Raw genomic sequence first — 25,716 nt, 5'->3', positions numbered from 1 at the left:
GCCACCGTGCAGCCTGCCGCCTACTATGTGCACATCTGGCGGCGCGTGGCCTGAGAAAGGAGGTTTTGAACCATGAAGATCATTGACGAGAACGGTGCAGCCATTGAAAACCCTGACCTGACGCTTGGGTATCTGGTGGACGACACCGAGCCAGTGGAGCACCCCGCCGTGGAAGGCGTGGAGGAAGTGAGCCACTACGAGACCGTAACGGAGTATCCCGGCGGCGGCAGGGATGTACGGAAGGTCATTGATGTGCCGGGCGTACCGGCAAGACCCGCGTGGACCGAGCAGCTGCCCATCCAGAGGTACATCCGCTACACCGCCGAAGAGCTGGCCGCGCAGGAAGAAGCGCGCAAAAAGGCCGAAGCCCGGGAGAAGCTGCCGGACACGGTGGCGGCACTGCAAAAAGAAAACGAGATGTTGAAACAGTGCTTGCTTGAAATGAGCGAGATTGTTTATGCATAAAATCACACAAGCATTAGAAAGGTTGGTACGTATGATGGCGATGTTGTGGGCACAGGAAATCATGTCTGCTGAGACTATGGAGGAGGCAAAGGCTCTGTATGAGCGCTGCCCCCGCCTGCTGAAGGAGAAGGTCAAGGCAATTCTCATCAAGAGCGGCTTTGAGGAAATCACGCAGTAAGGACGCTGAGGGCAAGGCAGATCAGTAGCTGGAAGAGAACGTGAAAATCGGGGCCTGACCCCGTGAAAGGACGTGATACATATGGCGATCAAACAGTATAGCCTGAAGAAGGACGGCGCAGCGCAGCTCTCCCCCGCGTTCCGCGTGCGGGAGTTCCGCTGCCGCGACGGCACCGACACCATCCTCATTGACGAGGGCCTTGTGGTGCTGCTGCAGTGCATCCGGGAGCACTTCGGCAAGCCCGTGACCATCACCAGCGGCTACCGCACCGCCAGCCACAACGCAAAGGTGGGCGGCTCCAGATCCAGCCAGCACCTGCTGGGCCGGGCCGCGGACATTCAGGTGCAGGATACTGACCCGCTGGCTGTGGCCGCCTACGCCGAAAGCCTGATGCCCGGCTGGGGCGGCGTGGGCCGCTACCCGGTCAAGGCAGGCCGGGCAAAGGGCTGGGTGCACGTAGACACCCGCCCGAACAAGAGCCGGTGGACGCTGTGAGGTGAATAACATGAGCAAGACTATTTTTATCAGCCAGCCCATGGGTGGCTTGTCCGATGAACAGGTACTTCAGGAACGCACCTCCGCGATCAGCAAGGCAAAGGCTCTGTTGGGTGAAGATGTGGCTCCGCTGGAAACCTTCTTTGATGATTTCGGCCCGGCAGCAAAGCCGCTGGACTATCTGGCCCGGAGCATCGAGTTCCTTGCAAAGGCCGATGTGGCAATTTTCGCACCTGGCTGGAAGAATGCCCGCGGCTGCCGTATCGAACACCAGTGCGCAGAGGATTATGGAATCCCCGTGATGGAGGTGTGAAACCAGTGGAAAGCATCATCTCAGCCATCCTTGCCGGTGCGGTGACCCTGATCGGCGTGCTGATCGCCAACAGCCGCAGTCAGGCCGTGACCGACACCAAGCTGGAAGAGCTGACCCGGGAGGTGCGGGAGCACAACAATTTTGCCCGCCGCGTCCCCATTTTGGAAGAGCAGATGAAGGTGGCCAACCACCGCATCGCTGATTTAGAAGCAGACGAACACGAAAGAGAAAGGAACTGACTATGAACGCACACACCTACAACGCCCCCACCATCTCCGCAGGCACCATTGCCCGCACCGCCTGCCTGCTGCTGGCCCTGACCAATCAGGTGCTGTCCGCACTGGGCAAACCCGTGCTGCCCATCGAGAGCCAGACCGTGGAGCAGCTGGTCACCGCTGGCATCACCACCGTTGCCGCGCTGGTCGCGTGGTGGAAGAACAACAGCTTCACCCCCGCAGCCCTTCAGGCAGACCAGACATACGACAAGCTGAAGGCACAGGGAAAGTAAGCCGCCCTGCCCAAAATAGCCATACATAGCAGCAGCCCCGGGGAGCCTGACGGTTCCTCGGGGCTGTTTTTGTTTGGCGTGTTTCGACGCTTTACGACGTATATCGACGTAATTGGTAAATTTTAAGTATTTTTCGGTTAGAGTTGACGCATAGAAAGGATGTGTCAACTATGATCGTTTCCGAATTGTCCACTCAGGTCAATGATTTGCTGCGCCCGATGGGCATCACACGCAATCTGAGCGCCTACAGTATCCTGTGCCAGTGTCTTGAGCTGGTCTGTGAGCAGGAAGACCGCCTGCAGGCCGTGGAGAAAGATATCTATACCCCTATCGCCGACCGCAGAAGATGTGAGCCAAAAGCGATTCAAAGCGCTGTCCGCCGGGCAGCTAAAGGTGCATGGCTCACAAACCCGGAGTATGTGCAGCAGCTGGCAGGCTATCCGCTGACCGGTGCGCCCAGCGCGGTGCAGTTCATTGAAATGCTGTATAATGCGCTGGTGAGAGCAGTCTGAAAACTTAATAGTGTTACCAAAAGTGTTACCATGATAAGAAAAAACACGCTGGTTCTGTACGAACCATCGCGCTTCTTCTCTTATGCGGGTAGTGGGGGTCGAACCCACACGCCTTGCGGCACAGGAACCTAAATCCTGCGCGTCTGCCAATTCCACCATACCCGCGTATTCTTCTATTCTGCAGCTGCGGCCAAACCGCCTTAATATAGTATCAGTTCCGGCGGAAAAAGTCAATCACTGCATTGATATTTCCGCCCTTCACAGCGCATACTATCGCCGGACGATCGTATCATTTTCCATGGCGGAAAGGGGCTTTTGCCGATGCGCAGATCAAAACTACGCCGCGCTGGCAGCATTGCGGCAGCTTATCTTCTGGTGGCCGCGCTGGCGGTGCTGGGCTGGCTGTGGCACAGCCTGCCTGCTGAAATTTTGCTGGAACCCGGCCAGACCCTTACCCTGCCCCGTTTTGCCTATGTGCAGCCGCTGCGCACCGCTGGCTCCCGCAACGCGGCCAGCACGCAGGCTGCGGGCAGCTATCAGGCCACTTTGTCCATTGGCGGGTGGCTGCCCGTCAAGACTGTGCGCGCTCTGGTGGAAACACGTCCGGTGGTAACCGTGTGCGGTACGCCTTTCGGCGTTAAGATGTTCTCCGAGGGTGCGCTCATTGTGGGCTTTTCCGACCTGAACACCCCGGACGGCACCGCGAACCCCGCCAAGAAGGCCGGGCTGCGGCTGGGCGACCGGGTGGTGCGCATGGACGACACCCTGACCGAGACGAACGATGCCGTGCACGATGCTCTGGAAACGGCTGCAGGCGCGCCGGTGCAGGTGGTCTATATCCGCAATGGTGAGCAATTCCAGACCCGGCTGACCCCCGTGTGGGACAGCACCGCCGGGCAGTGGCGCGCCGGGATGTGGGTGCGGGATTCTTCCGCCGGGGTAGGCACCATGACCTTTGTGGACAATGCCGCCGGGGTGTTTGCCGGGCTTGGCCACCCCATCAGCGACAGCGACACCGGTGAGAGCGTGGCCCTGCGCAGCGGCGAGATCGTCCCCTGCCAGATCGTGGGGTGTACCAGCGGCACCGTGGGCAGCCCCGGTGAGCTGAAGGGCCGCTTTCTGAGCACCCATGCGCTTGGCAGCATCTGCATCAACAGCAAGACCGGGGTCTATGGCAGAACACGGGCTGCATTTTCCGGCCCGGAGCTGGAGATGGCTTTTGCGCAGGAGGTTGTGCCGGGCGATGCCGAGATCTGGACGACTGTGGACGGCGAGGTGCCCAAGGCATACCACATCCGCATTGAAAAGGTAAACGACGCGGACCCCCACCGCAACATGATCCTGCGCGTGACCGACCGGCAGCTGCTTGCCAAAACCGGCGGCATCGTGCAGGGCATGAGCGGCAGTCCCATCCTGCAGAACGGCAGACTGGTTGGTGCAGTGACCCATGTGCTGGTAAACGATCCCACGCGGGGCTACGGCATTTTTGCTCAGACCATGCTCAAGCAGGCCCGCGCTGTTGAAAAAACAGACGATGCTGCGCAGCCATAAAGCTGATCTGCAAAAAAATTTGCGCATTTCGATTTTCTTTGCCAAAATTTACCAATATAAACCGTTGAAAGTTCTGGAAAATTATGGTAAAATCCATGGTGTTAAGGGAACTGCACACATTGGAGGAAACAACCATGGACAAAGTTAGATTTTTGATGTCGGATACTGGTGCCCCGTTCACTGCCGCCTGCCGCGAAGCGCTGGAGCAGAAGGGCGTGGACGTGACCGTTGTGGAAAAGGACGGCAACAAAGTCCTGCAGAAAATGCTCACCGTGCGCCCGCAGGTGGTTCTGCTGGATGCTTTTATGCCCGGTCTGGATGCCCTTGCGGTAAAGCAGCGCTACAATGCCGCCGGTGAGCGGCACACCTCCTTCTTCGTGACCGGTGCCTTTCAGAGCGAAGAGATGGTTCAGGAGCTGCTGGACGAAGGCTTTGCCTACTACTTTGTAAAGCCCTTTGATGAGACCGTGCTTGCCGCACGGGTGCTCAAGGCGGCACTTGGCCCGGAAAAGCACATCCTGCACACCAGCGTGGACAGCGATGAGCTGACCGTTACCGAGATCCTGCATCAGATCGGTGTCCCCGCCCATATCAAGGGCTACCAGTTCCTGCGGGATGCCATCCTGCTCACCATGAACGAGCCGGAGTACATCAACGCCGTGACCAAGCGTCTGTACCCGGAAATCGCCAAGAAAAACGGCACCACCGCCAGCCGGGTGGAGCGCGCCATCCGCCACGCCATCGAGGTGGCATGGGACCGGGGAGACGTGGACACCCTCAACAGCTACTTCGGTTATACCATCCACAACCTGCGCGGAAAACCCACCAACTCGGAGTTCATCGCAATGATCGCTGACAAGATGCGGCTGGATAAACGCCAGAGAGTGGGCTGATTTTTTCATAGAATCCGCCGTCGTTCATATTCTGATAAGAGCAAACCAAACAGACAAAGGAGGTTTTGCTCTTGAAGCTTGCAGAATATCTCGCACGGCGCAGGCGGGCCAGAGTTGCGGCCGTGATGCTGTTCGCCCTCATTATGGGGTTCGTATCTGCTGCGCCGCCGGTCGTCACCGGATGTCAGGCGCAGGATCTTACCCCGGCACCGGACACTTCGATGCTCTCCCCCGCCGTTTCGGCTCTGGCACAGGAGCAGCAGGAGCCTGCTGCCCAGCCGCTGCCGGAAAAGTGGGTCTGCCTGACCTTTGACGACGGCCCCAGCAAGACCACACCGGATGTGCTCAGCGCGCTGAACGCGGCCGGAGTGCACGCCACATTTTTTGTGGTGGCTACCGGTTACAACGAGAAGTATCTGCCCCTGCTCACCGAAGCGGTCAGCGCCGGGCACCAGATCGCGCTGCACTCTGCTTCCCACGAGTACAGCGATATCTACCGCAGCAGCGACGCTTATTGGGAGGACATTGCCCTTTTAAAGGAGCGCATTGCGCCCTATGTGGATGCCGAGAGCATCCGGTATCTACGGTTTCCGGGCGGCAGCACCAACACCGTCAGTCGGCGCTACGGCGGCAAAGGCCTGATGAAGCAGTTGAAAGCCGAAGTAGAGCAAAAAGGCTGGCAGTGGGTGGACTGGAACGTGTGCGCCGAGGATGCCGTGGGCGGGCACCCAAGCGCGGACACCATTTACCGCAATGTGGTGCGGGAGACCGGGCAGCAGACGAACTGCATCGTTCTGATGCACGATTCCGCCACCACCCGCACCACCGCCGAGGCGCTGCCCGACATTATCCGGTGGTATGCAGACAACGGCTACACCTTTCTGACGGTGGCCGAAGCTCTGCCGCTAAGCTGAGCAGACTGGCCCAGTTACAGCCGGTGTTCAAAGCCGCGGCCAAGCAGGACCCCTGCCGCTGCCAGTGCTGCCAGCCAGAGCCAGTCCGCTCCGCCGGTCGCCACCCAGCCTGCCGCCAGAATGGCGGCAAAGGTGAACGCTGCGGGCAGAAGGATGCGCAGGACCTGCAGCTGTCGCTCCCGCCGGGAGGGAAGCCCGGTGTTCAGCTGTTCCGGAGATGCAGCATCACAGCAGATCTCATCGCGGTACTTGCCCGGGTTGCGGTAGGCTTTGTATAGGATCCCATCCAGCGAAAATTCCGGGTACATTCCTTCTTTTGTCAGGCTGAGCTGCATCCCGTTGGCCTTTGCGTAGGTCTGCAGGGCCGCTGTGAACTCCTGCGGGGTGTTGATGCTGCCCTCCGGAATAAAGGAAAAATGCCTCTGATGCTGCACCTGCGCCAGCGTGCGGTAATCCTGCACCCAGCCGCAGAAAAAGTTCTGCGGCTGCGCAGGGTCCTCCATCCGGGACAGGCAGGCGTCCACATCCAGTGATGCCACAGACGGGTCCTGCCGGGCCAGTTCTGCACAAAAACGCGCCGCCCCTTCCAGCTGCTTTGCGCGCTGTTCCAGTGCGGTCTTTTGCTCCCGCAGGACACTCCCCAGCGATGCATCGCCTGCAAGCACGGATCGGATGACCGGAAGCGGCACATCCAGCATCCGCAGCATCCGGATGAACCGGAGAGTGCGGATGTCCTGTTCCGTGTAATCACGGTAGTCGTTGCCAGGCAGCCGGGCGGGATTCAGAAGTCCTTCTTTTTCATAGAAGCGGATATTGGGGGCAGACACCCCGCTCTGTTTCGAAGCCTGTTTGATGTTCATTTGCTTCACCTCCGCACTCACATTACACCTTAAAGACACTTGAAGGTCAAGTTTTTTTCAAAAAAAGCCCCGGAATGCGCGCGGCTGCGGGCGATCCGGGGCTAAATCTTTATTCCGCGTTCTGGCAGAACAGTGCAAAGGTGCGGTAAGCCATGTACAGGTCGGTCTTATGGATGACCTCGAAGGGCGAGTGCATGGACAGCACCGGCACGCCGATGTCCAGCACCGGGATGCCGCGGTTGGCCACGTACTTGGCAATGGTGCCGCCGCCGCCCAGATCCAGACGGCCCAGCTCACCGATCTGCCATGCCACGCCGTTGGCATCCAGCAGGCGGGTGATATCCCCTACCAGCTCAGCGGAAGCATCGCTGGCAGAGCTCTTGCCGCGGCTGCCGGTGTACTTGAAGAAGGCCACGCCGCGGCCTGCGTAAGTACCGTTCTGCGGCTCGAAGGCATTTGCCCAGGAGGGGTCGTAGGCGGCGGTCACATCGGCGGAGAGACACACGCTGTTCTGGAAGGCAAGGATGTCGTCCTGACCAGCGGCGCGGCACAGCAGCTGCATAAAATGGAATACATACATGCTCTGCATGCCGGTCACACCGTCGGAGCCGATCTCTTCCTTATCGGTCAGCACGCAGACGGTGGTGTGCACAGGATCTTTCGTCTCGATCTCGGCCATAAGGGCGGGGTATGCGTCCACCCGGTCATCGTGACCGTAGCCGCCCACCATGGAGCGGTCAAAACCCACGTCCCGGGCCTTATGGGCGGGCACCACCTCGATCTCGGCACGGGTGAAGTCCCGCTCGGTGATGCCGTACTTTTCGTGCAGCAGCATCAGGGTGTTCAGCTTGACGGCCTCCTTGATGTCGGCATCCTCCACAGCGTCGGAGCCGATGAGCACGTTCAGCTCTTCGGCCTTGATGCCCTCGCTGAGCTTGCGGTCGTTCTGCTCGGCACCCAGATGGGGCAGCAGGTCGGTGATGCAGAACACGGGGTCATTCTCGTCCTCACCCACTGCAAAGGACACGCTGGAGCCATCGGCACGGGTGAACACGCCGTGGATGGCCAGCGGCATGGTGCCCCACTGGTACTTGCGGATGCCGCCGTAATAGTGGGTCTTGAAGTAGCTGAGGTGGTTTGCTTCGTACAGCGGGTTCGGGCGCAGGTCCAGACGGGGGCTGTCGATGTGGGCGATCACCAGACGGAAGCCCTCCTCAAAAGATTTCCGGCCGATGGTAGCGGCCACCACCGCCTTGTGCTCCTGCACAAAGTAGATCTTCTGGCCGGGGGCATAGGTCTTTTTCGGCTCAAACTTTTCGTAACCGGCCTCCAGCAGCAGCTTTTCGCTGGCGGCGGCAGCTTCGCGCTCGGTCTTGGCAGCGTTCAGGAAGGCTTTGTAGCCTTCGGCAAAGGCTGCAGCCTTCTCCTTCACGTCGGCGCTCTTGTCGGCGGCGTACTCCGGCTTGTAAAGCAGCTGTTCGGCAGCCTGCTTTGCGGTAAGTTTCTCGCTCATGTTCCTTATCTCCTCTCAGCTTTCTGCATAGATACGCTGATACCGCGCATAGCAGGAAGTGATTTTTTTTACGTAATGGTTCATCTGGTTATAGGGAAAGCCCTGCAGCGTTTCACCGTCTGCGGAGTGCTCTTCCATCTGTAAAAGAGCATCTACCGTGCCCCACCCGCTGTGATAAGCGGCAGCGGCAGTGGCAACATCGCCGTTGTAGCGCTCCATGCACAGGTGCAGGTAATAGCATCCGAACCGGATGCTGGTCTCCGGGTCGTAGAGATTTGCAAAGAGCAGTCCTTCGTCCGGTGCGATCTTGCTGCGCAGCCAGATAAAGGTCTCCTCGGTCATCTGCATCAGGCCCCGGGCATCCACAGTGGAGGTAGCCTGCGGGTCAAAGCCGCTTTCGGTGCGGATGAAGGCATCCACCAGAAGCGGGTCAAGGCCGTAAGTCTCCGCCCACTGGTCCACCAGCGCTTCGTACTTGCGGGGGTATAAAAGCCGTTCTGCCCTGCCCCACAAGTTGGGCACCAGCACAAACAGCAGGATCAGCGCCATGCCCAGCAGGAACAGCCTGCGGCTGCGCATTTTTTTGCGGCGGCGTGCCTTCTGGGCGCGGAGAGCGCGGCGGATGCGGGCCGTCTCCGGGTCGTACTGCGGTGCAGGATCTTGTTCGTTATATCGTTTGTTCAAAGTTCTTTTCCCGCACCTCCTTCTGCCAGAAGCTTTGTGCAGAGCTGCTCTGCCGCAGCCTGCAGATGTGCAAGGCTGGAATCGTTGCGCAGCACATAGTCTGCCTGTGCGGTGAGGGTGCTTTCCGGTGTCTGGGCGTTCAGGCGGCGGGCGGCCATCTCGGCCGAGATGCCGTCCCGGGCCACGATGCGGGCCACACTGGTCTCAAACGGTGCCGTGACCACGCACAGGCGGTCACACTCGGCCTGCGCCGCAGTCCCCACGATGACCGCGCCATCCAGCACGAACAGCGGTGCACCGGCATCCTGTGCTGCCTGCTTTGCCGCACGGATGCGGCGCACGATCTCCGGGTGGGTCAGGCTGTCCAGCGCCGCCTTGCCTTCCGGGGTGGCAAAGGCGCGGTCAGCCAGCAGGCGGCGGTCCAATGTGCCGTCTGCTTTTAAAATGTCTGCGCCGAACCGCTGAGCCAGCCGGGGCAGCAGCGGCGAGCCGGGCAGTAAAATCTCGCGGCTGATCTGGTCGGCATCGGCCAGCGGCACACCGTGGGCCGAAAACACCGCCGTGACCGTGGATTTGCCGCAGCCGCTGCGGCCCGTGATGCCAAGCGCGATCATAGCTTGATCACCCGGAAGGCCGCAGCGCGGATCAGGCGGTTGTACACCGCCATGGAAAGGCCGTCCTTCTGCGGGCAGCGGGCGTAGACCACGGCATCGCCCTGCTCATCCAGCGCGCGCAGGCAGCGGAAGATGTGCTTTGCCTGATCGGCACCGTCGCCCTCGCGTCCATACTCCACGCAGGGCACACCCAGCTTTTCCGCCTCGCCGGTAAAGCACAGGCAGCTGGGATTCTGCTCGGCGTGGGCATCCACATAGGCTTTGAACTGCTCAAAGGTGCCGTCCAGCAAGGTCACATCCGCCTTGGGTGCGTAGTGCTTGTACTTCATGCCGGGGCTGCGCACCACAGCACCCTCCGGCAGCTTTTCGAGGATGGCTTTGGACACTTCCACCTCTTCGCCGAGGGCACGCTCGAGGTCCTCCAGCGTGATGTGGCCCGGGCGGAACAGGGTGGGCTTTTCGCCCACCACCGACACCACAGTGCTTTCTACGCCCACGTCGCACTCGCCGCCGTCCAAAATCAGCGGCAGGCGGCCGTCCATATCGGTGAACACATCCTGCGCGTTGGTGGGGCTGGGCTTGCCGGAAAGATTGGCGCTGGGGGCAGCAAAGGCGCAGCCGCTCTTTTCAATGACAGCGCGGGCCACCGGGTGGCTGGGCATCCGGATGCCCACGGTGTCCAGACCGGCACAGCACTCCGCTGCCACCTCCGGGCCGCGGGGCATAATGATGGTGAGCGGGCCGGGGCAGAACGCAGCCATCAGCAGCTGGGCGCGCTCCGGCACCTCGCTGACAAGGCCGGGCAGCATTTCCGGCCCGGTGACGTGGACGATCAGGGGATTGTCCTGCGGGCGGCCCTTGGCCACAAAGATCTTCTTCACAGCCTCGCCGTTGCGGGCATCGGCAGCAATGCCGTAAACCGTCTCGGTGGGCAAGGCCACCAGCTCACCGTTCTGCAGCAGGGCAGCGGCTTTTTCAATGCTCTTTTCGTCCGATGTGGGCAAAATTTCAGTTTTCATTTCCATACGGATCATCGTTCTTTCTATCTGTAAAGTATTTATGCTTTTCAGCATTTATCGACAGGATATCGTTTTATTTTCAAAACCGCATTTCAGCCCTGCTCGTTGAGCTTTTGCAGCTTTTCGGCCTGTTCGCGGGTGGCCAGTGCGTCGATCAGCTCGTCCAGATTGCCGTCCATGATCTTGGAAAGATTGTGCACGGTCAGGCCGATGCGGTGGTCGGTGCAGCGGTCCTGCGGGAAGTTGTAGGTGCGGATCTTTTCGCTGCGGTCGCCGGTGCCCACCTGCCCCTGACGCTCCGAATTGATGGCATCCTGCTGCTGTTTCTGCTTCTGGGCCAGCAGGCGGCTGCGCAGGATCTCCAGCGCCTTGTCCTTGTTCTGGAACTGGCTGCGCTCGTTCTGGCATTCTACCACCATGCCGGTGGGGAGATGTGTCACACGGATGGCGCTGGAGGTTTTGTTGATGTGCTGACCGCCCGCGCCGGAGGAGCGGAAGGTGTCGATGCGCAGGTCCTTCATGTCCAGCGCAAAGTCCACCTCTTCGGCCTGCGGCATCACAGCCACCGTGGCCGTGGAGGTGTGGATGCGGCCCTGCGTCTCGGTCTCCGGCACGCGCTGCACACGGTGTACACCGCTCTCGTACTTGAGGCGGTTGTAGGCCCCGGCACCGTCCACCGAAAAGATGGCTTCCTTCACGCCGCCAAGCTCCGTCTCGTTGAGGTTGAGCATTTCCAGCTGCCAGCCCCTGCTTTGCACATACATGGTGTACATGCGCAGCAGGCTGTGGGCAAACAGGGCAGCTTCCTCCCCTCCTGCGCCGCCGCGGATCTCCACAATGACATTTTTGCCATCGTTCACATCCTTGGGCAGCAGCAAAATTTTGAGATTATTTTCCAGCTTTGCCACATCTTGACTTTTTTCGCTGATTTCCTGCTGTATCATCTGCTTGAAGTCCGGGTCAAGTGCGCCCGGTTCTTCCAGCAGAGCTTTGGCCTGTGCCAGATGATCCTGTGCGGTCTGCCACGCGCGGTAGGCCTGCACCACAGGTTCTGCATCGTGGTACTCCCGCATCAGCCTGCGGAAAAGCGCAGGGTCTGCGGCGGTATCCGGCTGGTTCAGGCGGATGGAAAGCTCTTCAAAGCGGTGGCAGACAGCATCCATCTGGGTAAACATGTTCGGCATAATTCCGGCAGTTCTCCTTACAAACTCAGATTCATGTTCGTGCAGCCGAACGGTTCCGGGGCCTTTCCGCCCCGGATGCGTGCTGCGCCGGGCGCTAGGCCTGCCCGGGTTTTACCACCTTTTTGATGTTCTTTTCAATTTTAGCACGCGGCAGCATCACCTCGCGCCCACAGCCGGTACACCGGATCTTAAAATCCATGCCGACGCGCAGTACCTCGAAGCTGGACGCTCCGCAGGGGTGCTTTTTGCGGGTGAGGATGGTATCGCCTACAGCAATGTCCATAGCTCTGCTTCTCCCTTCTGCCTGCCCAAAACAGCAGGCGGTGTGTGCGCAAAGCCCGGCGTGCCGGTTTGCTGCGCATACAGATATAGTATAATGCAAAGCCGCACAAAATGCAAATATCCGCCCATGCGGATGCATAAGTTTTAACAGAAAGGCCGCTGCCGTTCCAAGCACGGCCTAAAAAGCAGAGAAAGAGGAATGAAAGATGATGCAAGCTTACCGTACCGAAGGCAACTACCGTTCTGCTGCGCGCCTGTCCCCCGCTGAACTGCGCGCCGCCATGGCAAACCGCGAGATCCTGCAGGCCACTGCTCTGGCCTTTGATACACAGCGCCAGCTGCGGTTCGAGATCGGCGGGGTGAGGGCCGTGATGCCCTTTGCCCAGTGCGCCGATGGTGCCGCAAACGGCACCGTGCGGGACATTGCGGTGCTGACGAGGGTGGGCCGTCCCACCTGCTTTGTGATCGAGGCGCTGGACACCGACGAGAACGGTCAGCCTTTCTACCGGCTCTCCCGCGCGCTGGCGCAGCAGATGTGCAAGGCCGACTATCTGGACACCCTGCAGCCCGGCGATATCCTGCCCTGCACCGTGACCCATATCGAGCCGTTTGGCGCGTTCTGTGATGTGGGCTGCGGCATCAGTGCCCTGCTGCCCATCGACTGCATGTCGGTGAGCCGCATCTCCTCCCCCGCCGACCGGGTGAGCGTGGGCCAGCAGATCTTGTGCGCCGTCAAGAACCGGGATGTACAGGGCCGCTTTGTGCTGACCATCCGGGAACTGCTGGGCACATGGGAGGAAAATGCGGCCGGGTTCACCGTGGGTGAGACCGTGGTGGGCATCGTGCGCAGCGTGGAGGAATACGGCACCTTTATCGAGATCGCGCCCAACCTCGCGGGCCTTGCCGAGAGCTGCACCGACCTTGTGCCCGGGCAGGCGGTGAGCGTCTACATCAAAAACATCCTGCCGGAAAAAATGAAGATCAAGCTGGTGATCGTAAACCACGCCCTGAGCCAGCGCCACCGGTTCGAGCTGAAGTATTTCATCACCGAGGGCCATCTGGACCACTGGGTGTACTCCACGCCGGAAAGCCCCAAGCGCATTGAGACAGATTTTGCCGCTGCGGCTTGCAATCCGGCGTGAAAGCATTTATACTATAAAAGAAAAGGAATGCAAGGGGGATGTATGGAACGATGGCCGCCAATGATGCTTTTACTGCCGGTGTACGTCCCGGCGGGTTGACCAGCAGCACCGAGATCCGGCTGCTGCTGTGCTATCTGGTCAAAAATGCCGGACCCATTACCCGGCAGGAGATCGAAAACGCCCTGATGGAAGAAGCGCTGGTGAACTATTTCGAGATCGGCTCGTGTCTGGACGATATCACCAGGCAGCAGCTCGTCACCCTGACAAAGGGCAGCTACACCATCACCGAGAAGGGCCGCAAAGTGGCGCAGGAGCTTGCCTACGACCTGCCCCGCAGTGTGCGGGAGCGCGCTGTGGCCGCTGTGCTGCGCTGCCAGACATGGGCCCGCAAGGAAGCCAAGTACAGTGCCAGCATTACCGAAAAAGAGGACGGCCACTGCACCATCCGCTGCACGGTGAAAGGGCTGGACAGTGAGCTGTTCTGTCTGGACCTCGGCACACCGGACCGGCTGACCGCCGAGCTGGTAAAAAAGCAGTTCATCCTCAAGGGCAACGAGATCTACCAAATGCTCATCAATAAGCTGACCGAAGAAGAAAAGTGAACAAATAAAGAGGGAGGCACCCGCGCGGCGCTTCCCTCTTCTGTTTTGTAGCGGTCAGATCAGAATGCAGATCAGCCCGGTGCAGCCCTCATTGATGACCCGTTCCAGCGTTTCCTGCAGGCGGGTGCGGGCTTCCTGCGGCATGTGCAGCAGCTTGTTCTGCAGCCCTTCGTTCACCAGCTCGTGCAGGCTCTTGCCAAAGATGTTGGATTCCCACAGCTTTTCCGGGTCGTCCTCAAAGCCGGCCAGCAGGCTGCGGGCAAGGTCCTCGCTCTGCTTTTCGGTGCCCACGATGGGGCTGATCTCGGTGTGGATGGTGGCCTTCATCATCTGGATGGAGGGCGCGCAGGCTTCCAGCCGCACGCCGTAGTTCGTGCCCTGCCGCACGATCTGGGGCTGTTCCAGTTTCAGCTCGCTGACCGTGGGCATCACGATGCCATAGCCGGTGGCTTCCACCTGCTCAAGGGCACTGCGTACCTTCTCGTACTCCCGTTTGGCCTTTGCCAGCTCCATGATGCAGGGCATCAGGCCTGCTTCGTCGCCAATGGCAAGGCCGGTCTGCTCGCTCAGCACCTGATAGAAAATTTCCGGCTTCAGCTCCACCGTGATGCGCACACTGCCGTTTGCAAGGTCGATGCCGCTGATGGCCGAGCGCTGCACCGCGTCACATTCCAGCGCAGGTGCGTCTGTTCCGGAGGGTACATCCTTCATGCGGGAGACCTTTGCCGCCAGCTGCATGGCCGCATCGTACACCTGCGTTTGCAGCCAGTGGCCATTTTCCAACATCGTGACCCAGCGCGGCAGGGCAAAATCCAGCTCCTGCACCGGGAACTCGTACAGCACCTGCCGCAGGATGCTGCCGAGTGCCTCCGCGTCCAGATCCACGCAGCTCACCGGTAGCACGGTGTGGTCGTAGTCCCGTGCCATGCCCTCGGCCAGCTGCTTCGTCTCCGGCGCATCCGGGTGGGTGCTGTTGAGCAGGATGATGTAGGGCTTGCCCAGCGCATCCAGTTCTTCCACGATGCGCTTCTCGGTTCTGGCATAGCCCTCCCGCGGGATGTCGCTCACAGAGCCGTCGGTGGTGACCACGATGCCGATGGTGGAATGTTCGCAGATCACCTTGCGGGTGCCGGTCTCGGCGGCAAGGTCGAAGGGCACCTCGTGGTCGAACCACGGACTTTTGACCATGCGGGGCTTGTCGTTCTCCTCGTGGCCCATAGCCCCCTCCACCATGTAACCCACGCAGTCGATGAGCCGCACCCGGCACTCGCCGCCGCCCTCCAACTGCAGGGGCACGGCTGCTTCCGGGATGAATTTTGGTTCCGTGGTCATGATGGTGCGTCCCGCTGCCGACTGGGGCAGCTCGTCCCGGGCACGCTCCCGCGCAGCCGCCGGGCCGATGGCGGGCAGCACCAGCTGTTCCATGAAACGCTTGATAAAGGTGGATTTGCCGCTGCGCACCGGGCCAACCACCCCAATGTAGATATCTCCGCCGGTGCGTGCGCCGATCTCGCGGCAGATGCTCTTCTGTTCCTGATTTGCCAAATTGCTCTCCCCTTCCCGTTTGCGCTGTGCACCGGACAGGATTCCGGTCCGCTTGTTGTAATCGTATGAAACAGGACGGGGCATTATGCCGGAACGATTTTGAATGCCCTCCGCCTTGCTCTGGGCATATTCAGCGGAAAATTTATTTTATAATTGCAATTCAGGAAAATCTGCGGATTTTCCTGAATTGCTTTTTCACAGATGGGGTCGTAGAGGGAAACAGCATTTACAGCGCCGCTTTCTGCGAAAGCGCGGCGCTGTGGAATAGGCTTTTTCGTTTGCTTTCAGCATGCTGAACCCTCTCAGGCTCACATTCGTTCGCCAGCTCCCCCGAAGGGGGAGCTTTTTGCAGTAACGGCGCAGTTTCCAGATAAAATGCAAGCCTTGCGGATGCGTCAGAAGCTCCCCCTTTCGGGGGAGCTGGCAAATCCGAAGGATTTGACTGAGAGGGTGAGTCCACCATTCTAAACCATCCAACAAAAAGAGAGCTGCCGTGCAAAATGCACAGCAGCTCTCGGTATGATCTCTATAAAATTACGGGGTCAGACGGTTGGGGCCGCGGAACAGGAACTCGGCGTCCTTGATGGTCAGGCCGCACAGCAGCATGGTTAGGCGGTCGATGCCCAGACCGAAACCGCCGTGGGGCGGGCAGCCGTACTGGAAGAACTCCAGATAGAACTTGACATCATCGGCCAGACCCTTTTCCTCGGCCTGCTTCTTCAGCACCTCGTAGCGGTGCTCGCGCTGGGCACCGGTGGTGATCTCAACACCACGCCAGATCAGGTCGTAGCCCTGGGGCACACCGTTCTCGTCCCGCATGTGGTAGAACGCACGCTTCTCGGCGGAATAATCGGTGATGAAGAGGAACTCGTGGCCGTAATGCTTCTTCACCCACTCATAGCTCAGGCGCTCGGCCTCGGTGGTCAGGTCGCCCTTCTCGCTCTCATCGACGGTGTAGCCGAACTCTTCTTCCAGACCCTTGTACAGGTCTGCCAGCTTGACCACCGGGAACGGAGTGGTGGGAACGATCACTTCCTGCCCGAACATCTCCTTGATCTGGTCGCCGTAGTTGTCCTTGACAGCCTGCAGACCGGCAGTCAGCAGCTCTTCTTCCATCTTCATCACGTCTTTATAGGAAGTAATGTAGCTGAACTCCAGATCGAAGCCGGAGAACTCGGTGGAGTGCTTGTTGGTGTAGCTCTTCTCGGCGCGGAACACAGGGCCGGTCTCGAAGATACGCTCAAAGCCTGCAGCCATGGCCATCTGCTTGTAGAACTGAGGGCTCTGTGCCAGATAGGCGTTGCGGTCAAAGTAGTCCACCTTGAACACCTCAGAGCCGCTCTCGCTGGCAGCAGCGATCAGCTTGGGGGTGTGGATCTCGATGAAGTTACGGTCCAGCAGGAACTTGCGCATGGCGTTGACGAAGCAGCTCTGTGCCTTGAACATGAGCTGGTTCTCGTCGGTGCGCAGGTCGATCCAGCGGTAATCAATGCGCTGGTCGATGCTGGAGCGCTCCACAGCCTTCTTTTTCTTGGTGGCTGCGATCTCCTTGCGGACGATGGGCAGAGCGTTGGCGATGCTCTCGATCTCGATGCTCTCGGGGATCATCTCCACGCCGCCCATCTTGACGTAGTCGTTCTCCACCACCTTGCCGGTGACGGTGATGACGGAATCCGGGGTGAGCTGATCGATGGTATCCACCAGATCGGGGTGATCTTCCTTTTCCACCGTGATCTGCAGTTTGCCGGTAATATCCTTCAGCACGATAAAGGCCATATACTTGCTGTTGCGCAGGTTCTCGATAAAGCCCTGCACCTTGACCGTGCCGCCGATGGCCTTTTGAGCCTCGTTGATATAGGTGCGTTCCATAATACAGGAATCCTCCTTTGACGTCTTGTGTACTGTTTTATTATACGCTTTTCCGGGGATAAATCAAGAGATATGGCGATTTAGAATGGCCTCCGCTGCGCTCTGGCCATCTTCTGCGGAAGAATTATTTTTATTTTGTGTTTGTCGCGGCCTGCGGGCCGCTCCAAGCACCTTTTCACAAATCAGGACAAATCAGCAAAAAATGCAGTTTCTGGTCACAGCCCCTCCGTGAAAAAACAGTTCTGGAAAATCCGCAGATTTTCCAGAACTGCAAACATAAAATCTTTTTCCGCTGAAAATATTCGGGTTGCGGCACGCGGCGGCTATGTTTAATGGTTCTCTTTGCCTGTTTCTTCGTGCAGAGTGCCGGTGCCGCCCTCCACCACGCCGTCGTGCTTCAGCACCGCGGCAATGGTGCCAAAGAAGCATTTCACATCCAGCCCAAAGCTCAGATGCTCCACATACCAGCCGTCCAGCTTGGCCTTCTCGGCAATTTCCAGCTCGTCGCGGCCGTGGATCTGTGCCCAGCCGGTCAGGCCCGGGCGCACATCGTTTGCATGGTACTTGTCGCGCTCTGCCAGCAGATCATACTGGTTCCACAAAGCAGGCCGCGGGCCGATGACCGCCATATCACCTACAAAGATATTCCACAGCTGGGGCAGCTCGTCCAGACTGGTCTTGCGCAGGAAATGACCCATGCGGGTGATATACTGGTCCGGGTCGTGCAGCAGATGGGTGGGCATATCGTGGGGCGTGTCGATGCGCATGGTGCGGAACTTTAAAATGTAAAAGTGCTTTTTGCCAATGCCCACACGCTTCTGTTTGAAGAACACCGGGCCGGGCGAGTCCAGCTTGATGGCGACGGCCAGAATGAGAAAAAGCCAGGACAGGCAGATCATGCCGCACAGCGACAGCACCACCGCCAGCAGGCGCTTGATTCCATTGCGATACATGGGTTTCCTCCATTTTCCGATTCAAAGTAGCAGTTCCAGTATAACAGTATGGGCCGGAATTTGCAATTGCATCCGCCGCCTGCCGCCGATATTTTTATGCTTTGGCTGCGTTCTGCCGGTTTTGTGGCAAAAAAGTGCCGGTTTTGTCTCTTGTTTTGCAGCGCGGCCCGGGGTAAGATAAAGAAAATGAGAAGTCCACTCCCCCAGTCTCGCTTTCGCTCGACAGCCCCCTCGGAGATGGGGCCTTTGGCAAAACCTCTCACTTTGAGAGAGGTGGCACGCCGAAAGGCGTGACGGAGAGGGCAAGGATGCTACAAGGAGGTCCCCTATGATCCAGCGTTTCCGTTTTGGCCTGCCCCTGCCCACCGACAGTGTGGTGCAGGACATTCCCGTTTCCGCCGGGCCGGTGCCCTTCCTCACAGCCGAAGAAGACGGCTGGGCCTACCGGATGGCTCCGGATGCCATCGTGTACGGTCTGGGCGAAATGCCCCGCGGCATCAACAAGCGCGGCTGGCACTACGTGACCAACAACACCGATGAAGCCCGCCACAGCGAGGATAAGCTTTCCTACTATGGTGCGCACAATTTTCTGCTCATTGATGGCGGCGCAGGCCGTGAATGCTTTGGCGTGTTCATCGATTTCCCGGGCAAAGTGCGTTACGATATCGGCTACACCGAATACGATGCCCTGCGCTTTGCCACCGAAGAGCCGGATCATGAGCTTTACATCATTACCGGCGACGACCTGAACGATATCAGCCGCCAGTTCCGGCAGCTCATCGGCCGCAGCTATATCCCGCCCAAGTGGGCCTTTGGTCTGGCACAGAGCCGCTTTGGCTACAAGACCGCTGAGGACGTGCGGGAGGTGGCCCGCCAGTACAAAGAGAACGATCTGCCGCTGGATATGATCTGCATGGACATCGATTACATGCAGGACTACGCGGATTTTACCGTAAACAAGCAGCGCTTCCCGGACCTTGCCGCCCTGAGCGCCGAACTGAAGGCACAGGGCATCCGGCTGGTGCCCATCATCGATGCGGGTGTGCGCATCGACCCGAAGAACCCCGTCTGTGCCGAGGGCCTTGCAAACGGTTCCTTCTGCACCAAAGCCGACGGCACCCCCTTTGTGGCGGCGGTGTGGCCCGGCAAGGCTTATTTTGCGGACTTCCTGCGCCCGGAGGTGCGGGAGTGGTTCGGCCGGCAGTACAAGGCACTGACCGACTGCGGCATCGAGGGCTTCTGGAACGATATGAACGAGCCTGCGCTGTTTTACTCACCCGAGCGGCTCAAGGCTTTCTTTGAGAGCATGGACGAACTGAGCCGGAAGGACAACATCGTGCAGGATGAATTCTTTGGCAAGGTGGTGGGCGGTGCGCTGGGCCTGATGAACGCCCCGGAGGACTACGCCAGCTTCTACCACAATGTGAACGGCCAGCGGGTGCGCCATGACAGGGTGCACAACCTCTACGGCGGCAATATGACCCGTGCGGCAGGCGAAGCCTTTGCCCGCCTGCGGCCCGGCAGACGCACGCTGCTCTACAGCCGTTCCAGCTTCATCGGCAGCCACCGCTACGGCGGCATCTGGCTGGGTGACAACGCTTCCACATGGGCACAGCTTCTGGCCAATATCCAGATGATGCCCAACGTGCAGCTGTGCGGCTTTCTTTATACCGGTGCCGACCTGTGCGGTTTTTCCTACGATACTACGCCTGATCTGGCTCTGCGCTGGCTGGAGTTCGGCCTGTTCACGCCGCTGATGCGCAACCACGCCACCGACGGCTCCCGGATGCAGGAATACTACCGCTTTGCGGATATGCTGCCTGCCCTGCGGAAGATGCTCCGGCTGCGGTATGCCCTGCTGCCCTACCTTTATAGTACCTTCATGAAGGCGGCATTGGAAAATACCAGTTACTTCCGGCCCTTGGGCTTTGATTTTCCCGCTGACCCGGATGCCCGCGAGGTGCAGGACCAGCTGCTGCTGGGCGAGGGTGTGATGGTAGCGCCTGTTTACACCCAGAACGCCAGCGGACGGCATGTCTACCTGCCGGAAGCAATGAAGCTCTACCGCATCCGCAGCGTGGACGACTACGACACCGAGCTTCTGCCCGCCGGGCACCACTACGTCCGCTGCGCACTGGACGAAGTGCTGCTGTTCATCCGCCCGGGCCATGCGGTGCCGGTGGCAAGACCCGCCAGCTGCACCGCCCAGCTGGACGACACCGCCCTGACCCTGTGGGCCTGCCCGGACGAAAATGGCAGCGCCCGCTGCCGGATGTACACCGATGACGGCGAGACGAGCGATTTTGCCGCACCGGAGCACTGGAAGACGTTGGAAGCGTAAGCTTATTTTATCAGAAGACCGCTGCCCGACAGGACGGCGGTTTTTTTGTAGGATCTCACTTTTATCAGCTGCAAATTTTACGTTGAATTTCACAGCAGCATTTGTTATACTACAAATGAAGGGAGTTGATCTTATGCCGAACATCAAACCTATTTCTGACCTGCGGAATTACAACGAAGTCCTTCGCGATGTGGAAGCAGGATCGCCGGTTTTTCTTACCAAAAACGGCCGTGGAAAGTATGCCATTCTGGACATGGAAGATTATGAGAAAACGCAGGCTACCATCCGACTTATGAATGAAATTGCAAAAGGACGGTGCTCTGGTGAGACGGAAAAGCTTTACACTCCGGAAGAAATGAGGGCGCATTTCCGCGCAAAAGCCAATGGAAAATAACCTCATTTATACAACTCGTTCCCGTCAGGACCTGGACGACATCTGGGATTATATCTCGTTCGACTTGCAAAATCTGCCTTCTGCAGAGCGCATTCTGAACCGCATCATGGATGCTGCTGAACAATTAAAGCTGTTCCCGGAAAGCGGTGCATTGCTTTCTTCCGTAGCTCCGCTGGATCATGAACTTTATTTGGATGAGCGCTTTCTCGTCAGCGGAAAGTATCTGATTTTTTATCATGCTTTTCGGAACGATATTTATATTGACCGCGTCCTCTACGGCGGGCGGGATTATCTGCGGGTTTTGTTCCGGGACGCTTTGCAGGAAGAATAAACTCTTCTGCCGTGCTTCAAGAAATGTTTTTGATCGTTTTATAAGCGGCACCGCCGGGAATTTGCATTTTTTCGGCGGTGCCACTTGTATTTTTCTGCGCCGCGCGTTATAATATGCCTTCGGTTCCCTTTATTTACGAAAAATTTACATTTCAGATGCTGTCCTCCTAAGCAGTGTGCAATGCTTCGGAAAACGGCTTCTCCGCGTAAACGATAAAAAGGAGGTATTCATTCCATGGCACAGTCAAGCCGCACCGCTGACCTTACCAGCGGCCCGATGCTGCAAAAGATCATCCTGTTTTCCATCCCGCTGGCAGCTTCCAGCATTCTGCAGCTGCTGTTCAACGCTGCGGACGTAGTGGTCGTGGGCCGCTTTGCGGGCAGCACCGCACTGGCGGCCGTCGGCTCCAACGGCTCCCTCATCAACCTGCTGGTGAACCTGTTCGTAGGGCTTTCGCTGGGTGCAAACGTGGTGGCGGCCCGCTGCTTTGGTGCAAAAGATGACCACGGCGTGCAGGACACGGTGCAGACCTCGGTGACGCTGGGCCTTGTCAGCGGCGTGCTGCTGGCTGTGGTGGGGTTCTTTGCAGCCCGGGGGCTGCTGGAGCTGATGAGCTGCCCGGAGGATGTGATCGACCTTTCTGCGCTGTACCTTAAAATTTATTTCATCGGGATGCCCATGACCATGCTGTACAACTTCAGCAGTGCGCTGCTGCGCGCCGTGGGCGACACCAAGCGCCCGCTGTACTGTCTGGCAGCAGCCGGCATCATCAACGTGGTGCTGAACCTTGTGTTCGTCATTGGCTTTTCCATGAGCGTGGCAGGCGTGGCGCTGGCTACCATCATCAGTCAGACCGTTTCCGCCTGCATGGTGACGCGGATGCTGATGAAGGAAGAGGGCGCTCTGCATCTGGATCTGCATCATCTGGGCTTCCACATAGGTGCCTTGAAGCAGATTTTGCTCATCGGCCTGCCTGCCGGTCTGCAGAGCACCGTGTTCAGCCTGTCCAACGTGGTCATCCAGTCGGCCATCAACTCCTTCGGCTCCACGGTGGTGGCAGGCAGTTCGGCCTCCGCCAATCTGGAGGGCTTCGTCTATACCGCCATGAACGCCTTTTCGCAGGCTGCCGTCACCTTTACCAGCCAGAACATGGGCGCACGCAAGTACCAGAACCTGAACCGCGTTGTCCTCAACTGCCTGCTATGCGCCATCGTCACCGGCGTGGTGCTGGGCGGCGGTGCGGTGCTGGCGGGCACCCAGCTGCTGCACTTCTACTCCTCGGATGCGGCGGTGATCGCCGCCGGATATGAGCGCCTGCGGGTGATCTGCGGCACCTACCTGCTGTGCGGCATCATGGATACGCTGGCCAGCAGCCTGCGCGGCCTTGGCTACAGCGTGCTGCCCATGGTGGTGAGCCTTGTGGGCAGCTGCCTGCTGCGGCTGGTGTGGATCGCCACCATCTTCCAGCTGAACCGCACACCGTTCATGCTGTACATCAGCTACCCCATCAGCTGGGTGCTGACGGCTGCCGTGCATCTGGCCTGCCTGCTGGTGGTGCGGCACAAGATGCGCCAGAGAGGTCAGACACTACAGGCAGCGTAAAGAGAAGCCCTGCGCCCTTGACAATCCCTGAAAAAAGCACTATACTACAAACAGAAAAGGCGCTGTCCGCAATGGTCAGCTCCTTACCCGTTTAGTCAAGAAAAGATTGACCGCACGAGTTGGTAGCTGGGCGGTCAGTCTTTTTTGCTATCATCGGCTTTGTGCTTGGAAAACATTGTCATGACCTCAACGGCCAGACGGATCACGTCCACGATCAGACCCAACAGTGTGAGAATGAAGGTGAGCAGTGCGAGGGTTTCCAACAGAGTCACCGGATATCCCTCCCTTCGCCTTCAAGGCTCCGGGAAGTTTCATTTTGCAAAAAAGTTCCACTCCCGGAACCTCTGCTTCGTTCTATGTAGAAAGAGCAGCGATAACGGGCAGGAAGCATGACCACCTGCGCTTGCAGATAGCACCTTAACGCCACCCTTCGGGGTGGCGTTTTTAGTTTAACATACTTTTTGACGAATTACAACTTTTTACAGCGCCTTTGCCAGCAGGTAGCGGTCGTGGCCGCCGTACATTTCCCGCCGGGAGACGATGGCAAAACCGGACGCAAGGGCGTTGTGCAGGCTGTACTGGTTCTGCGGGCTGACGGTAGCACCGATATGGGTGATTTTTTTCGGGAAAAGCGGCAGCGCTGCTTCTAGCATGAGCCGTTGCAGGCCGTTGCCGCGAAAGTCTGCGTGGACGATGGCGCTGTCCGCATTGGCCCAGTGCTCCCACTCGGTGCGCGGCACATCCATGAAGGCCGCATAGTTGTGTGCGCTGCGCCCACAGAAGCGCACGATGAGATACCCGCCAAGGCGGCTGCCCTGCCATGCGCCGATGCACAGGTCATTGCGGACATAGGCCGTGATGTTTTCCAGCGTGTCCGGCACGAACTGCTCCGGGTCCGGCATGGCGGCGCGCACCTCGTTCTGCAAGGCGTACACCGCCGGGGCCTGCTCCGGCGTGCAGCGGCGCAGCTGCATGGACACCGGCGGCTGCACCGGCTGGCCGCAGATCTTGTGCAGAAAAACTTCCATCTTGCGTTTCCCTCCAAAATAAAATCATACTTTTTCGCTGTTTCCAGTATAAATGCCGCTTTTATAAATGTCAATTTATGTTATAATAAAGTATAAAGGGGTCTGCGGCGTATGGCGTGGTCACAAAGGTGCCGTGCGGCGCAGGCTTCAAGTCCCGGCGGGGAGCATCCCCTGCCAGTGAACGGAGGAACCGAACCATGAAGGAATCTGCACTTACCTCTTCCAACCGATTGGGCGGTGCTGTGATCAGCGACCGCATCGTTGCCAGTCTGCTGGAAGAGCTGCGCACCGGGCGCTATGCCCGGGCCGACCGTCTGCCCGCCGAGGTAGATCTTGCCGCTGAGCTGGGCGTGAGCCGCACCGTCATCCGCGATGCTTTGAGCGAGATGGAGCGCGCAGGCTATGTGGAGCGCGTGCGCGGCATTGGCACGGTGGTGAACCGCGCTGTGCTGAGCCTGCGCAGCCGGCTGGACCAGAAGCTGGAATACTACCCGCTGATCCGCAGCTTTGGCAGCTACCCCCACGCCGACGGCATTCAGGTATTTCCCATCCGTGCCGGTGAAGAGCTGGCCCGCGATCTGGAAATTGAGCCGGGCGACGACGTGATCTGCATCAAAAAGCGCATTCTGGCCGACACCACCCCGGTGATCTACTCCATCGACTACCTGCCCAGAGCACTGTTCGGTGCCAGAGACTACACCCGCATCGACCTGACCGGCGGCGTGTTCGATATTCTGGAACGGGAGTGCCACCAGCAGATCTCCTCCAACGTCGCCCACCTGAAGGCAAGCTGCGGCGACGATGCCATCCGCTCCGCCATGCGCCTTGCTCCGGGCGAGGCCATGCTGCTGCTGGACGAAGTGTGTTTCAATCGTTTGTGCCGCCCGGTGATGCGTTCGCTGAGCTACTACACAAACTTCTTTGATTTTTCCATTTTACGCAAGCTGCTCTAAACCAAAAAACTGACGGAGGTATGCACCCATGCGACATCTGATCGACCCGTTGGATTTTACCCAGCAGGAAATTTCCACTCTGCTCGACCTGGCCGACCGCATCCATGACGACCCGGCCGCGTATCAGGAGGTGGCCCGGCATAAAAAGCTGGCCACCTTGTTCTACGAGCCTTCCACCCGCACCCGCCTCTCCTTTGAGGCAGCCATGCTGAACCTTGGCGGCCATGTGCTGGGCTTTCCCAGTGAGAACGTGTCCAGCGCAAGCAAGGGCGAAAGCGTTGCCGACACCATCCGCGTGGTGTCCTGCTATGCGGACATCGTGGCCATGCGCCACCCCAAAGAGGGCGCACCGCTGCGCGCTTCCCGCTACTCCCGCATCCCGGTGATCAACGCGGGCGACGGCGGCCACCAGCACCCCACCCAGACCCTGACGGACCTCATGACCATCCGCCGCCGCATGGGACGGCTGGATGACCTGACCATCGGCCTGTGCGGCGACCTGAAATTCGGCCGCACCGTGCACTCCCTCATCAAGACCATGGCCCGCTGCAAGAACATCCGGTTCGTGCTTATCAGCCCGGAAGAGCTGCGTGTGCCGGACTACATCGTAAAGGACGTGCTGGAGGCCAACGGCATCCCCTACCAGGAGACCCGCAGTCTGGAGGAATCCATGTCGGAGCTGGACATCCTGTACATGACCCGCGTGCAGAAGGAGCGCTTCTTCAACGAGGAGGACTACATCCGCCTGAAGAACAGCTACATCCTCACCAAGGAAAAGATGGGCCTTGCAAAGCCGGATATGGCTGTGCTGCATCCCCTGCCCCGCGTCAACGAGATCGCACTGGACGTGGACGACGATCCCCGCGCCGCCTACTTTGAGCAGGTGCAGAACGGCGTGTATGTGCGTATGGCACTGATCATGACCCTGCTGGGCCTGCGCGACCCCAAGGCACCTAAGGAGGAGAACTGAT

The 25,716-nt window shown here is 59.0% G+C and carries 30 protein-coding genes and 1 tRNA gene; 18 read left to right on the top strand and 13 right to left on the bottom strand.

Features of this window, described 5'->3' with window-relative positions; all coding sequences use genetic code 11:
- Nucleotides 1-72 precede the first annotated feature (72 nt).
- The 7 genes from WMO17_RS01160 (at nucleotide 73) to WMO17_RS01130 (ending at nucleotide 2,471) form a co-directional block, all read left to right on the top strand.
- The gene (locus tag WMO17_RS01160; protein ID WP_349137302.1) at nucleotides 73-465 is read left to right on the top strand and encodes a hypothetical protein; all 393 of its coding nucleotides are present in this window, start codon (nucleotides 73-75) and stop codon (nucleotides 463-465) included.
- Between the two features lie 31 nt (nucleotides 466-496).
- A complete protein-coding gene (locus tag WMO17_RS01155) occupies nucleotides 497-643 on the top strand; it encodes a CD1375 family protein (RefSeq protein WP_349137301.1) in 147 nt (48 codons plus the stop codon).
- 81 nt (nucleotides 644-724) lie between these two features.
- A complete protein-coding gene (locus WMO17_RS01150; RefSeq protein WP_349137300.1) occupies nucleotides 725-1,138 on the top strand; it encodes a YcbK family protein in 414 nt (137 codons plus the stop codon).
- A 10-nt stretch (nucleotides 1,139-1,148) separates the two neighbouring features.
- Complete coding sequence (locus WMO17_RS01145; RefSeq protein WP_349137299.1) at nucleotides 1,149-1,451, top strand: DUF4406 domain-containing protein; 303 nt, start codon at nucleotides 1,149-1,151, stop codon at nucleotides 1,449-1,451.
- Nucleotides 1,452-1,456: 5 nt separating this feature from the next.
- On the top strand, nucleotides 1,457-1,690 hold the full coding sequence (locus WMO17_RS01140; RefSeq protein ID WP_173012902.1) for a hypothetical protein: 234 nt from the start codon (nucleotides 1,457-1,459) through the stop codon (nucleotides 1,688-1,690).
- Between the two features lie 2 nt (nucleotides 1,691-1,692).
- Nucleotides 1,693-1,959 carry a phage holin gene (locus tag WMO17_RS01135; protein WP_097781834.1) on the top strand — a complete coding sequence of 89 codons (267 nt, stop codon included), beginning with the start codon at nucleotides 1,693-1,695 and terminating at the stop codon, nucleotides 1,957-1,959.
- A gap of 170 nt (nucleotides 1,960-2,129) precedes the next feature.
- Nucleotides 2,130-2,471, top strand: a complete 342-nt coding sequence (locus WMO17_RS01130) for a sporulation initiation factor Spo0A C-terminal domain-containing protein (protein WP_120120044.1) — start codon at nucleotides 2,130-2,132, stop codon at nucleotides 2,469-2,471.
- 83 nt (nucleotides 2,472-2,554) lie between these two features.
- On the opposite strand, the gene WMO17_RS01125 is transcribed toward WMO17_RS01130, so the two are convergent.
- Nucleotides 2,555-2,636: transfer RNA gene (locus WMO17_RS01125), tRNA-Leu, on the bottom strand.
- A gap of 156 nt (nucleotides 2,637-2,792) precedes the next feature.
- Between WMO17_RS01125 and spoIVB the strand changes: the two genes are divergently transcribed.
- The 3 genes from spoIVB to WMO17_RS01110 all read left to right on the top strand — a co-directional run bounded on the left by spoIVB (nucleotide 2,793) and on the right by WMO17_RS01110 (nucleotide 5,829).
- Nucleotides 2,793-4,022: a SpoIVB peptidase gene (gene spoIVB, locus WMO17_RS01120; protein ID WP_349137298.1), complete on the top strand. Its 1,230-nt coding sequence runs from the start codon at nucleotides 2,793-2,795 to the stop codon at nucleotides 4,020-4,022.
- A 134-nt stretch (nucleotides 4,023-4,156) separates the two neighbouring features.
- Nucleotides 4,157-4,915 carry a sporulation transcription factor Spo0A gene (gene spo0A, locus WMO17_RS01115; protein ID WP_044953592.1) on the top strand — a complete coding sequence of 253 codons (759 nt, stop codon included), beginning with the start codon at nucleotides 4,157-4,159 and terminating at the stop codon, nucleotides 4,913-4,915.
- Nucleotides 4,916-4,986: 71 nt separating this feature from the next.
- Nucleotides 4,987-5,829: a polysaccharide deacetylase family protein gene (locus WMO17_RS01110; protein WP_242702832.1), complete on the top strand. Its 843-nt coding sequence runs from the start codon at nucleotides 4,987-4,989 to the stop codon at nucleotides 5,827-5,829.
- A gap of 14 nt (nucleotides 5,830-5,843) precedes the next feature.
- On the opposite strand, the gene WMO17_RS01105 is transcribed toward WMO17_RS01110, so the two are convergent.
- The 7 genes from WMO17_RS01105 to WMO17_RS01075 all read right to left on the bottom strand — a co-directional run bounded on the left by WMO17_RS01105 (nucleotide 5,844) and on the right by WMO17_RS01075 (nucleotide 11,986).
- The gene (locus WMO17_RS01105) at nucleotides 5,844-6,689 is read right to left on the bottom strand and encodes a MerR family transcriptional regulator (RefSeq protein ID WP_349137297.1); all 846 of its coding nucleotides are present in this window, start codon (nucleotides 6,687-6,689) and stop codon (nucleotides 5,844-5,846) included.
- Nucleotides 6,690-6,798: 109 nt separating this feature from the next.
- Nucleotides 6,799-8,202: an aminopeptidase gene (locus WMO17_RS01100; protein ID WP_349137296.1), complete on the bottom strand. Its 1,404-nt coding sequence runs from the start codon at nucleotides 8,200-8,202 to the stop codon at nucleotides 6,799-6,801.
- 15 nt (nucleotides 8,203-8,217) lie between these two features.
- Nucleotides 8,218-8,886: a lytic transglycosylase domain-containing protein gene (locus tag WMO17_RS01095; RefSeq protein WP_005941169.1), complete on the bottom strand. Its 669-nt coding sequence runs from the start codon at nucleotides 8,884-8,886 to the stop codon at nucleotides 8,218-8,220.
- On the bottom strand, nucleotides 8,883-9,500 hold the full coding sequence (coaE, locus tag WMO17_RS01090) for a dephospho-CoA kinase (RefSeq protein ID WP_097777900.1): 618 nt from the start codon (nucleotides 9,498-9,500) through the stop codon (nucleotides 8,883-8,885). The genes WMO17_RS01095 and coaE overlap by 4 nt, the downstream gene beginning before the upstream one ends.
- Nucleotides 9,497-10,525 (bottom strand): L-threonylcarbamoyladenylate synthase, encoded by a 1,029-nt coding sequence (locus WMO17_RS01085; protein ID WP_349137295.1) that lies wholly within the window; start codon nucleotides 10,523-10,525, stop codon nucleotides 9,497-9,499. Before WMO17_RS01085 ends, coaE begins: the two co-directional genes overlap by 4 nt.
- 86 nt (nucleotides 10,526-10,611) lie before the next feature.
- On the bottom strand, nucleotides 10,612-11,703 hold the full coding sequence (gene prfA / locus WMO17_RS01080) for a peptide chain release factor 1 (protein WP_349137294.1): 1,092 nt from the start codon (nucleotides 11,701-11,703) through the stop codon (nucleotides 10,612-10,614).
- A gap of 94 nt (nucleotides 11,704-11,797) precedes the next feature.
- On the bottom strand, nucleotides 11,798-11,986 hold the full coding sequence (locus WMO17_RS01075) for a DUF951 domain-containing protein (RefSeq protein ID WP_005941184.1): 189 nt from the start codon (nucleotides 11,984-11,986) through the stop codon (nucleotides 11,798-11,800).
- Between the two features lie 205 nt (nucleotides 11,987-12,191).
- On the opposite strand from WMO17_RS01075, the gene WMO17_RS01070 reads away from it, so the two are divergent.
- Both WMO17_RS01070 and WMO17_RS01065 read left to right on the top strand, forming a co-directional pair.
- Nucleotides 12,192-13,127 carry a S1 RNA-binding domain-containing protein gene (locus WMO17_RS01070; RefSeq protein ID WP_005941187.1) on the top strand — a complete coding sequence of 312 codons (936 nt, stop codon included), beginning with the start codon at nucleotides 12,192-12,194 and terminating at the stop codon, nucleotides 13,125-13,127.
- Between the two features lie 50 nt (nucleotides 13,128-13,177).
- Nucleotides 13,178-13,729, top strand: coding sequence for a DUF4364 family protein (locus WMO17_RS01065; RefSeq protein WP_118527808.1), 552 nt, complete (start codon nucleotides 13,178-13,180; stop codon nucleotides 13,727-13,729).
- A 54-nt stretch (nucleotides 13,730-13,783) separates the two neighbouring features.
- Here the strand turns inward: WMO17_RS01065 and spoIVA are convergent, their stop codons facing one another.
- The 3 genes from spoIVA to WMO17_RS01050 all read right to left on the bottom strand — a co-directional run bounded on the left by spoIVA (nucleotide 13,784) and on the right by WMO17_RS01050 (nucleotide 18,096).
- Nucleotides 13,784-15,274 carry a stage IV sporulation protein A gene (gene spoIVA, locus WMO17_RS01060; protein WP_044953602.1) on the bottom strand — a complete coding sequence of 497 codons (1,491 nt, stop codon included), beginning with the start codon at nucleotides 15,272-15,274 and terminating at the stop codon, nucleotides 13,784-13,786.
- Between the two features lie 534 nt (nucleotides 15,275-15,808).
- Complete coding sequence (aspS, locus tag WMO17_RS01055; protein ID WP_005941202.1) at nucleotides 15,809-17,143, bottom strand: aspartate--tRNA(Asn) ligase; 1,335 nt, start codon at nucleotides 17,141-17,143, stop codon at nucleotides 15,809-15,811.
- A 329-nt stretch (nucleotides 17,144-17,472) separates the two neighbouring features.
- On the bottom strand, nucleotides 17,473-18,096 hold the full coding sequence (locus WMO17_RS01050; RefSeq protein WP_005941208.1) for a sugar transferase: 624 nt from the start codon (nucleotides 18,094-18,096) through the stop codon (nucleotides 17,473-17,475).
- Between the two features lie 328 nt (nucleotides 18,097-18,424).
- Between WMO17_RS01050 and WMO17_RS01045 the strand changes: the two genes are divergently transcribed.
- The 4 genes from WMO17_RS01045 (at nucleotide 18,425) to WMO17_RS01030 (ending at nucleotide 22,764) form a co-directional block, all read left to right on the top strand.
- Nucleotides 18,425-20,437: a glycoside hydrolase family 31 protein gene (locus WMO17_RS01045; protein ID WP_349137293.1), complete on the top strand. Its 2,013-nt coding sequence runs from the start codon at nucleotides 18,425-18,427 to the stop codon at nucleotides 20,435-20,437.
- A 133-nt stretch (nucleotides 20,438-20,570) separates the two neighbouring features.
- Complete coding sequence (locus WMO17_RS01040; RefSeq protein ID WP_291014711.1) at nucleotides 20,571-20,831, top strand: type II toxin-antitoxin system prevent-host-death family antitoxin; 261 nt, start codon at nucleotides 20,571-20,573, stop codon at nucleotides 20,829-20,831.
- Complete coding sequence (locus WMO17_RS01035) at nucleotides 20,821-21,162, top strand: type II toxin-antitoxin system RelE/ParE family toxin (protein ID WP_097774896.1); 342 nt, start codon at nucleotides 20,821-20,823, stop codon at nucleotides 21,160-21,162. The genes WMO17_RS01040 and WMO17_RS01035 overlap by 11 nt, the downstream gene beginning before the upstream one ends.
- A 234-nt stretch (nucleotides 21,163-21,396) precedes the next feature.
- The gene (locus WMO17_RS01030; RefSeq protein WP_349137292.1) at nucleotides 21,397-22,764 is read left to right on the top strand and encodes an MATE family efflux transporter; all 1,368 of its coding nucleotides are present in this window, start codon (nucleotides 21,397-21,399) and stop codon (nucleotides 22,762-22,764) included.
- A 134-nt stretch (nucleotides 22,765-22,898) separates the two neighbouring features.
- Here WMO17_RS01030 and WMO17_RS01025 read toward each other — a convergent pair whose 3' ends face one another.
- Both WMO17_RS01025 and WMO17_RS01020 read right to left on the bottom strand, forming a co-directional pair.
- Nucleotides 22,899-23,036, bottom strand: a complete 138-nt coding sequence (locus tag WMO17_RS01025; protein WP_154255424.1) for a hypothetical protein — start codon at nucleotides 23,034-23,036, stop codon at nucleotides 22,899-22,901.
- Nucleotides 23,037-23,243: 207 nt separating this feature from the next.
- Nucleotides 23,244-23,792: a GNAT family N-acetyltransferase gene (locus tag WMO17_RS01020; protein WP_349137291.1), complete on the bottom strand. Its 549-nt coding sequence runs from the start codon at nucleotides 23,790-23,792 to the stop codon at nucleotides 23,244-23,246.
- A 197-nt stretch (nucleotides 23,793-23,989) separates the two neighbouring features.
- Here WMO17_RS01020 and WMO17_RS01015 point away from each other — a divergent pair, with 197 nt between their 5' ends.
- Entirely contained in the window at nucleotides 23,990-24,745 is a 756-nt protein-coding gene (locus tag WMO17_RS01015; RefSeq protein ID WP_097777907.1) for a GntR family transcriptional regulator, read from the top strand.
- Between the two features lie 28 nt (nucleotides 24,746-24,773).
- The gene (gene pyrB, locus WMO17_RS01010; RefSeq protein WP_154255423.1) at nucleotides 24,774-25,715 is read left to right on the top strand and encodes an aspartate carbamoyltransferase; all 942 of its coding nucleotides are present in this window, start codon (nucleotides 24,774-24,776) and stop codon (nucleotides 25,713-25,715) included.
- Nucleotide 25,716: the final 1 nt, after the last annotated feature.

Origin of the sequence: Faecalibacterium faecis (genome assembly GCF_040096475.1) — a bacterium.
GTDB lineage: Bacteria > Bacillota > Clostridia > Oscillospirales > Ruminococcaceae > Faecalibacterium > Faecalibacterium taiwanense.
This window is presented reverse-complemented; position numbering and strand designations above follow the sequence as displayed.

Excerpts from the sequence above, each read along its gene's own strand:
- WMO17_RS01160 (WP_349137302.1), top strand. The coding sequence starts at position 73 with ATGAAGATCATTGACGAGAACGGTGCAGCCATTGAAAACCCTGACCTG.
- WMO17_RS01155 (WP_349137301.1), top strand. The coding sequence starts at position 497 with ATGATGGCGATGTTGTGGGCACAGGAAATCATGTCTGCTGAGACTATG.
- WMO17_RS01150 (WP_349137300.1), top strand. The coding sequence starts at position 725 with ATGGCGATCAAACAGTATAGCCTGAAGAAGGACGGCGCAGCGCAGCTC.
- WMO17_RS01145 (WP_349137299.1), top strand. The coding sequence starts at position 1,149 with ATGAGCAAGACTATTTTTATCAGCCAGCCCATGGGTGGCTTGTCCGAT.
- WMO17_RS01135 (WP_097781834.1), top strand. The coding sequence starts at position 1,693 with ATGAACGCACACACCTACAACGCCCCCACCATCTCCGCAGGCACCATT.
- WMO17_RS01130 (WP_120120044.1), top strand. The coding sequence starts at position 2,130 with ATGATCGTTTCCGAATTGTCCACTCAGGTCAATGATTTGCTGCGCCCG.
- spoIVB (WP_349137298.1), top strand. The coding sequence starts at position 2,793 with ATGCGCAGATCAAAACTACGCCGCGCTGGCAGCATTGCGGCAGCTTAT.
- spo0A (WP_044953592.1), top strand. The coding sequence starts at position 4,157 with ATGGACAAAGTTAGATTTTTGATGTCGGATACTGGTGCCCCGTTCACT.
- WMO17_RS01105 (WP_349137297.1), bottom strand. The coding sequence starts at position 6,689 with ATGAACATCAAACAGGCTTCGAAACAGAGCGGGGTGTCTGCCCCCAAT.
- WMO17_RS01100 (WP_349137296.1), bottom strand. The coding sequence starts at position 8,202 with ATGAGCGAGAAACTTACCGCAAAGCAGGCTGCCGAACAGCTGCTTTAC.
- coaE (WP_097777900.1), bottom strand. The coding sequence starts at position 9,500 with ATGATCGCGCTTGGCATCACGGGCCGCAGCGGCTGCGGCAAATCCACG.
- WMO17_RS01085 (WP_349137295.1), bottom strand. The coding sequence starts at position 10,525 with ATGGAAATGAAAACTGAAATTTTGCCCACATCGGACGAAAAGAGCATT.
- prfA (WP_349137294.1), bottom strand. The coding sequence starts at position 11,703 with ATGCCGAACATGTTTACCCAGATGGATGCTGTCTGCCACCGCTTTGAA.
- WMO17_RS01075 (WP_005941184.1), bottom strand. The coding sequence starts at position 11,986 with ATGGACATTGCTGTAGGCGATACCATCCTCACCCGCAAAAAGCACCCC.
- WMO17_RS01070 (WP_005941187.1), top strand. The coding sequence starts at position 12,192 with ATGATGCAAGCTTACCGTACCGAAGGCAACTACCGTTCTGCTGCGCGC.
- WMO17_RS01065 (WP_118527808.1), top strand. The coding sequence starts at position 13,178 with ATGGCCGCCAATGATGCTTTTACTGCCGGTGTACGTCCCGGCGGGTTG.
- aspS (WP_005941202.1), bottom strand. The coding sequence starts at position 17,143 with ATGGAACGCACCTATATCAACGAGGCTCAAAAGGCCATCGGCGGCACG.
- WMO17_RS01050 (WP_005941208.1), bottom strand. The coding sequence starts at position 18,096 with ATGTATCGCAATGGAATCAAGCGCCTGCTGGCGGTGGTGCTGTCGCTG.
- WMO17_RS01045 (WP_349137293.1), top strand. The coding sequence starts at position 18,425 with ATGATCCAGCGTTTCCGTTTTGGCCTGCCCCTGCCCACCGACAGTGTG.
- WMO17_RS01040 (WP_291014711.1), top strand. The coding sequence starts at position 20,571 with ATGCCGAACATCAAACCTATTTCTGACCTGCGGAATTACAACGAAGTC.
- WMO17_RS01035 (WP_097774896.1), top strand. The coding sequence starts at position 20,821 with ATGGAAAATAACCTCATTTATACAACTCGTTCCCGTCAGGACCTGGAC.
- WMO17_RS01030 (WP_349137292.1), top strand. The coding sequence starts at position 21,397 with ATGGCACAGTCAAGCCGCACCGCTGACCTTACCAGCGGCCCGATGCTG.
- WMO17_RS01020 (WP_349137291.1), bottom strand. The coding sequence starts at position 23,792 with ATGGAAGTTTTTCTGCACAAGATCTGCGGCCAGCCGGTGCAGCCGCCG.
- WMO17_RS01015 (WP_097777907.1), top strand. The coding sequence starts at position 23,990 with ATGAAGGAATCTGCACTTACCTCTTCCAACCGATTGGGCGGTGCTGTG.
- pyrB (WP_154255423.1), top strand. The coding sequence starts at position 24,774 with ATGCGACATCTGATCGACCCGTTGGATTTTACCCAGCAGGAAATTTCC.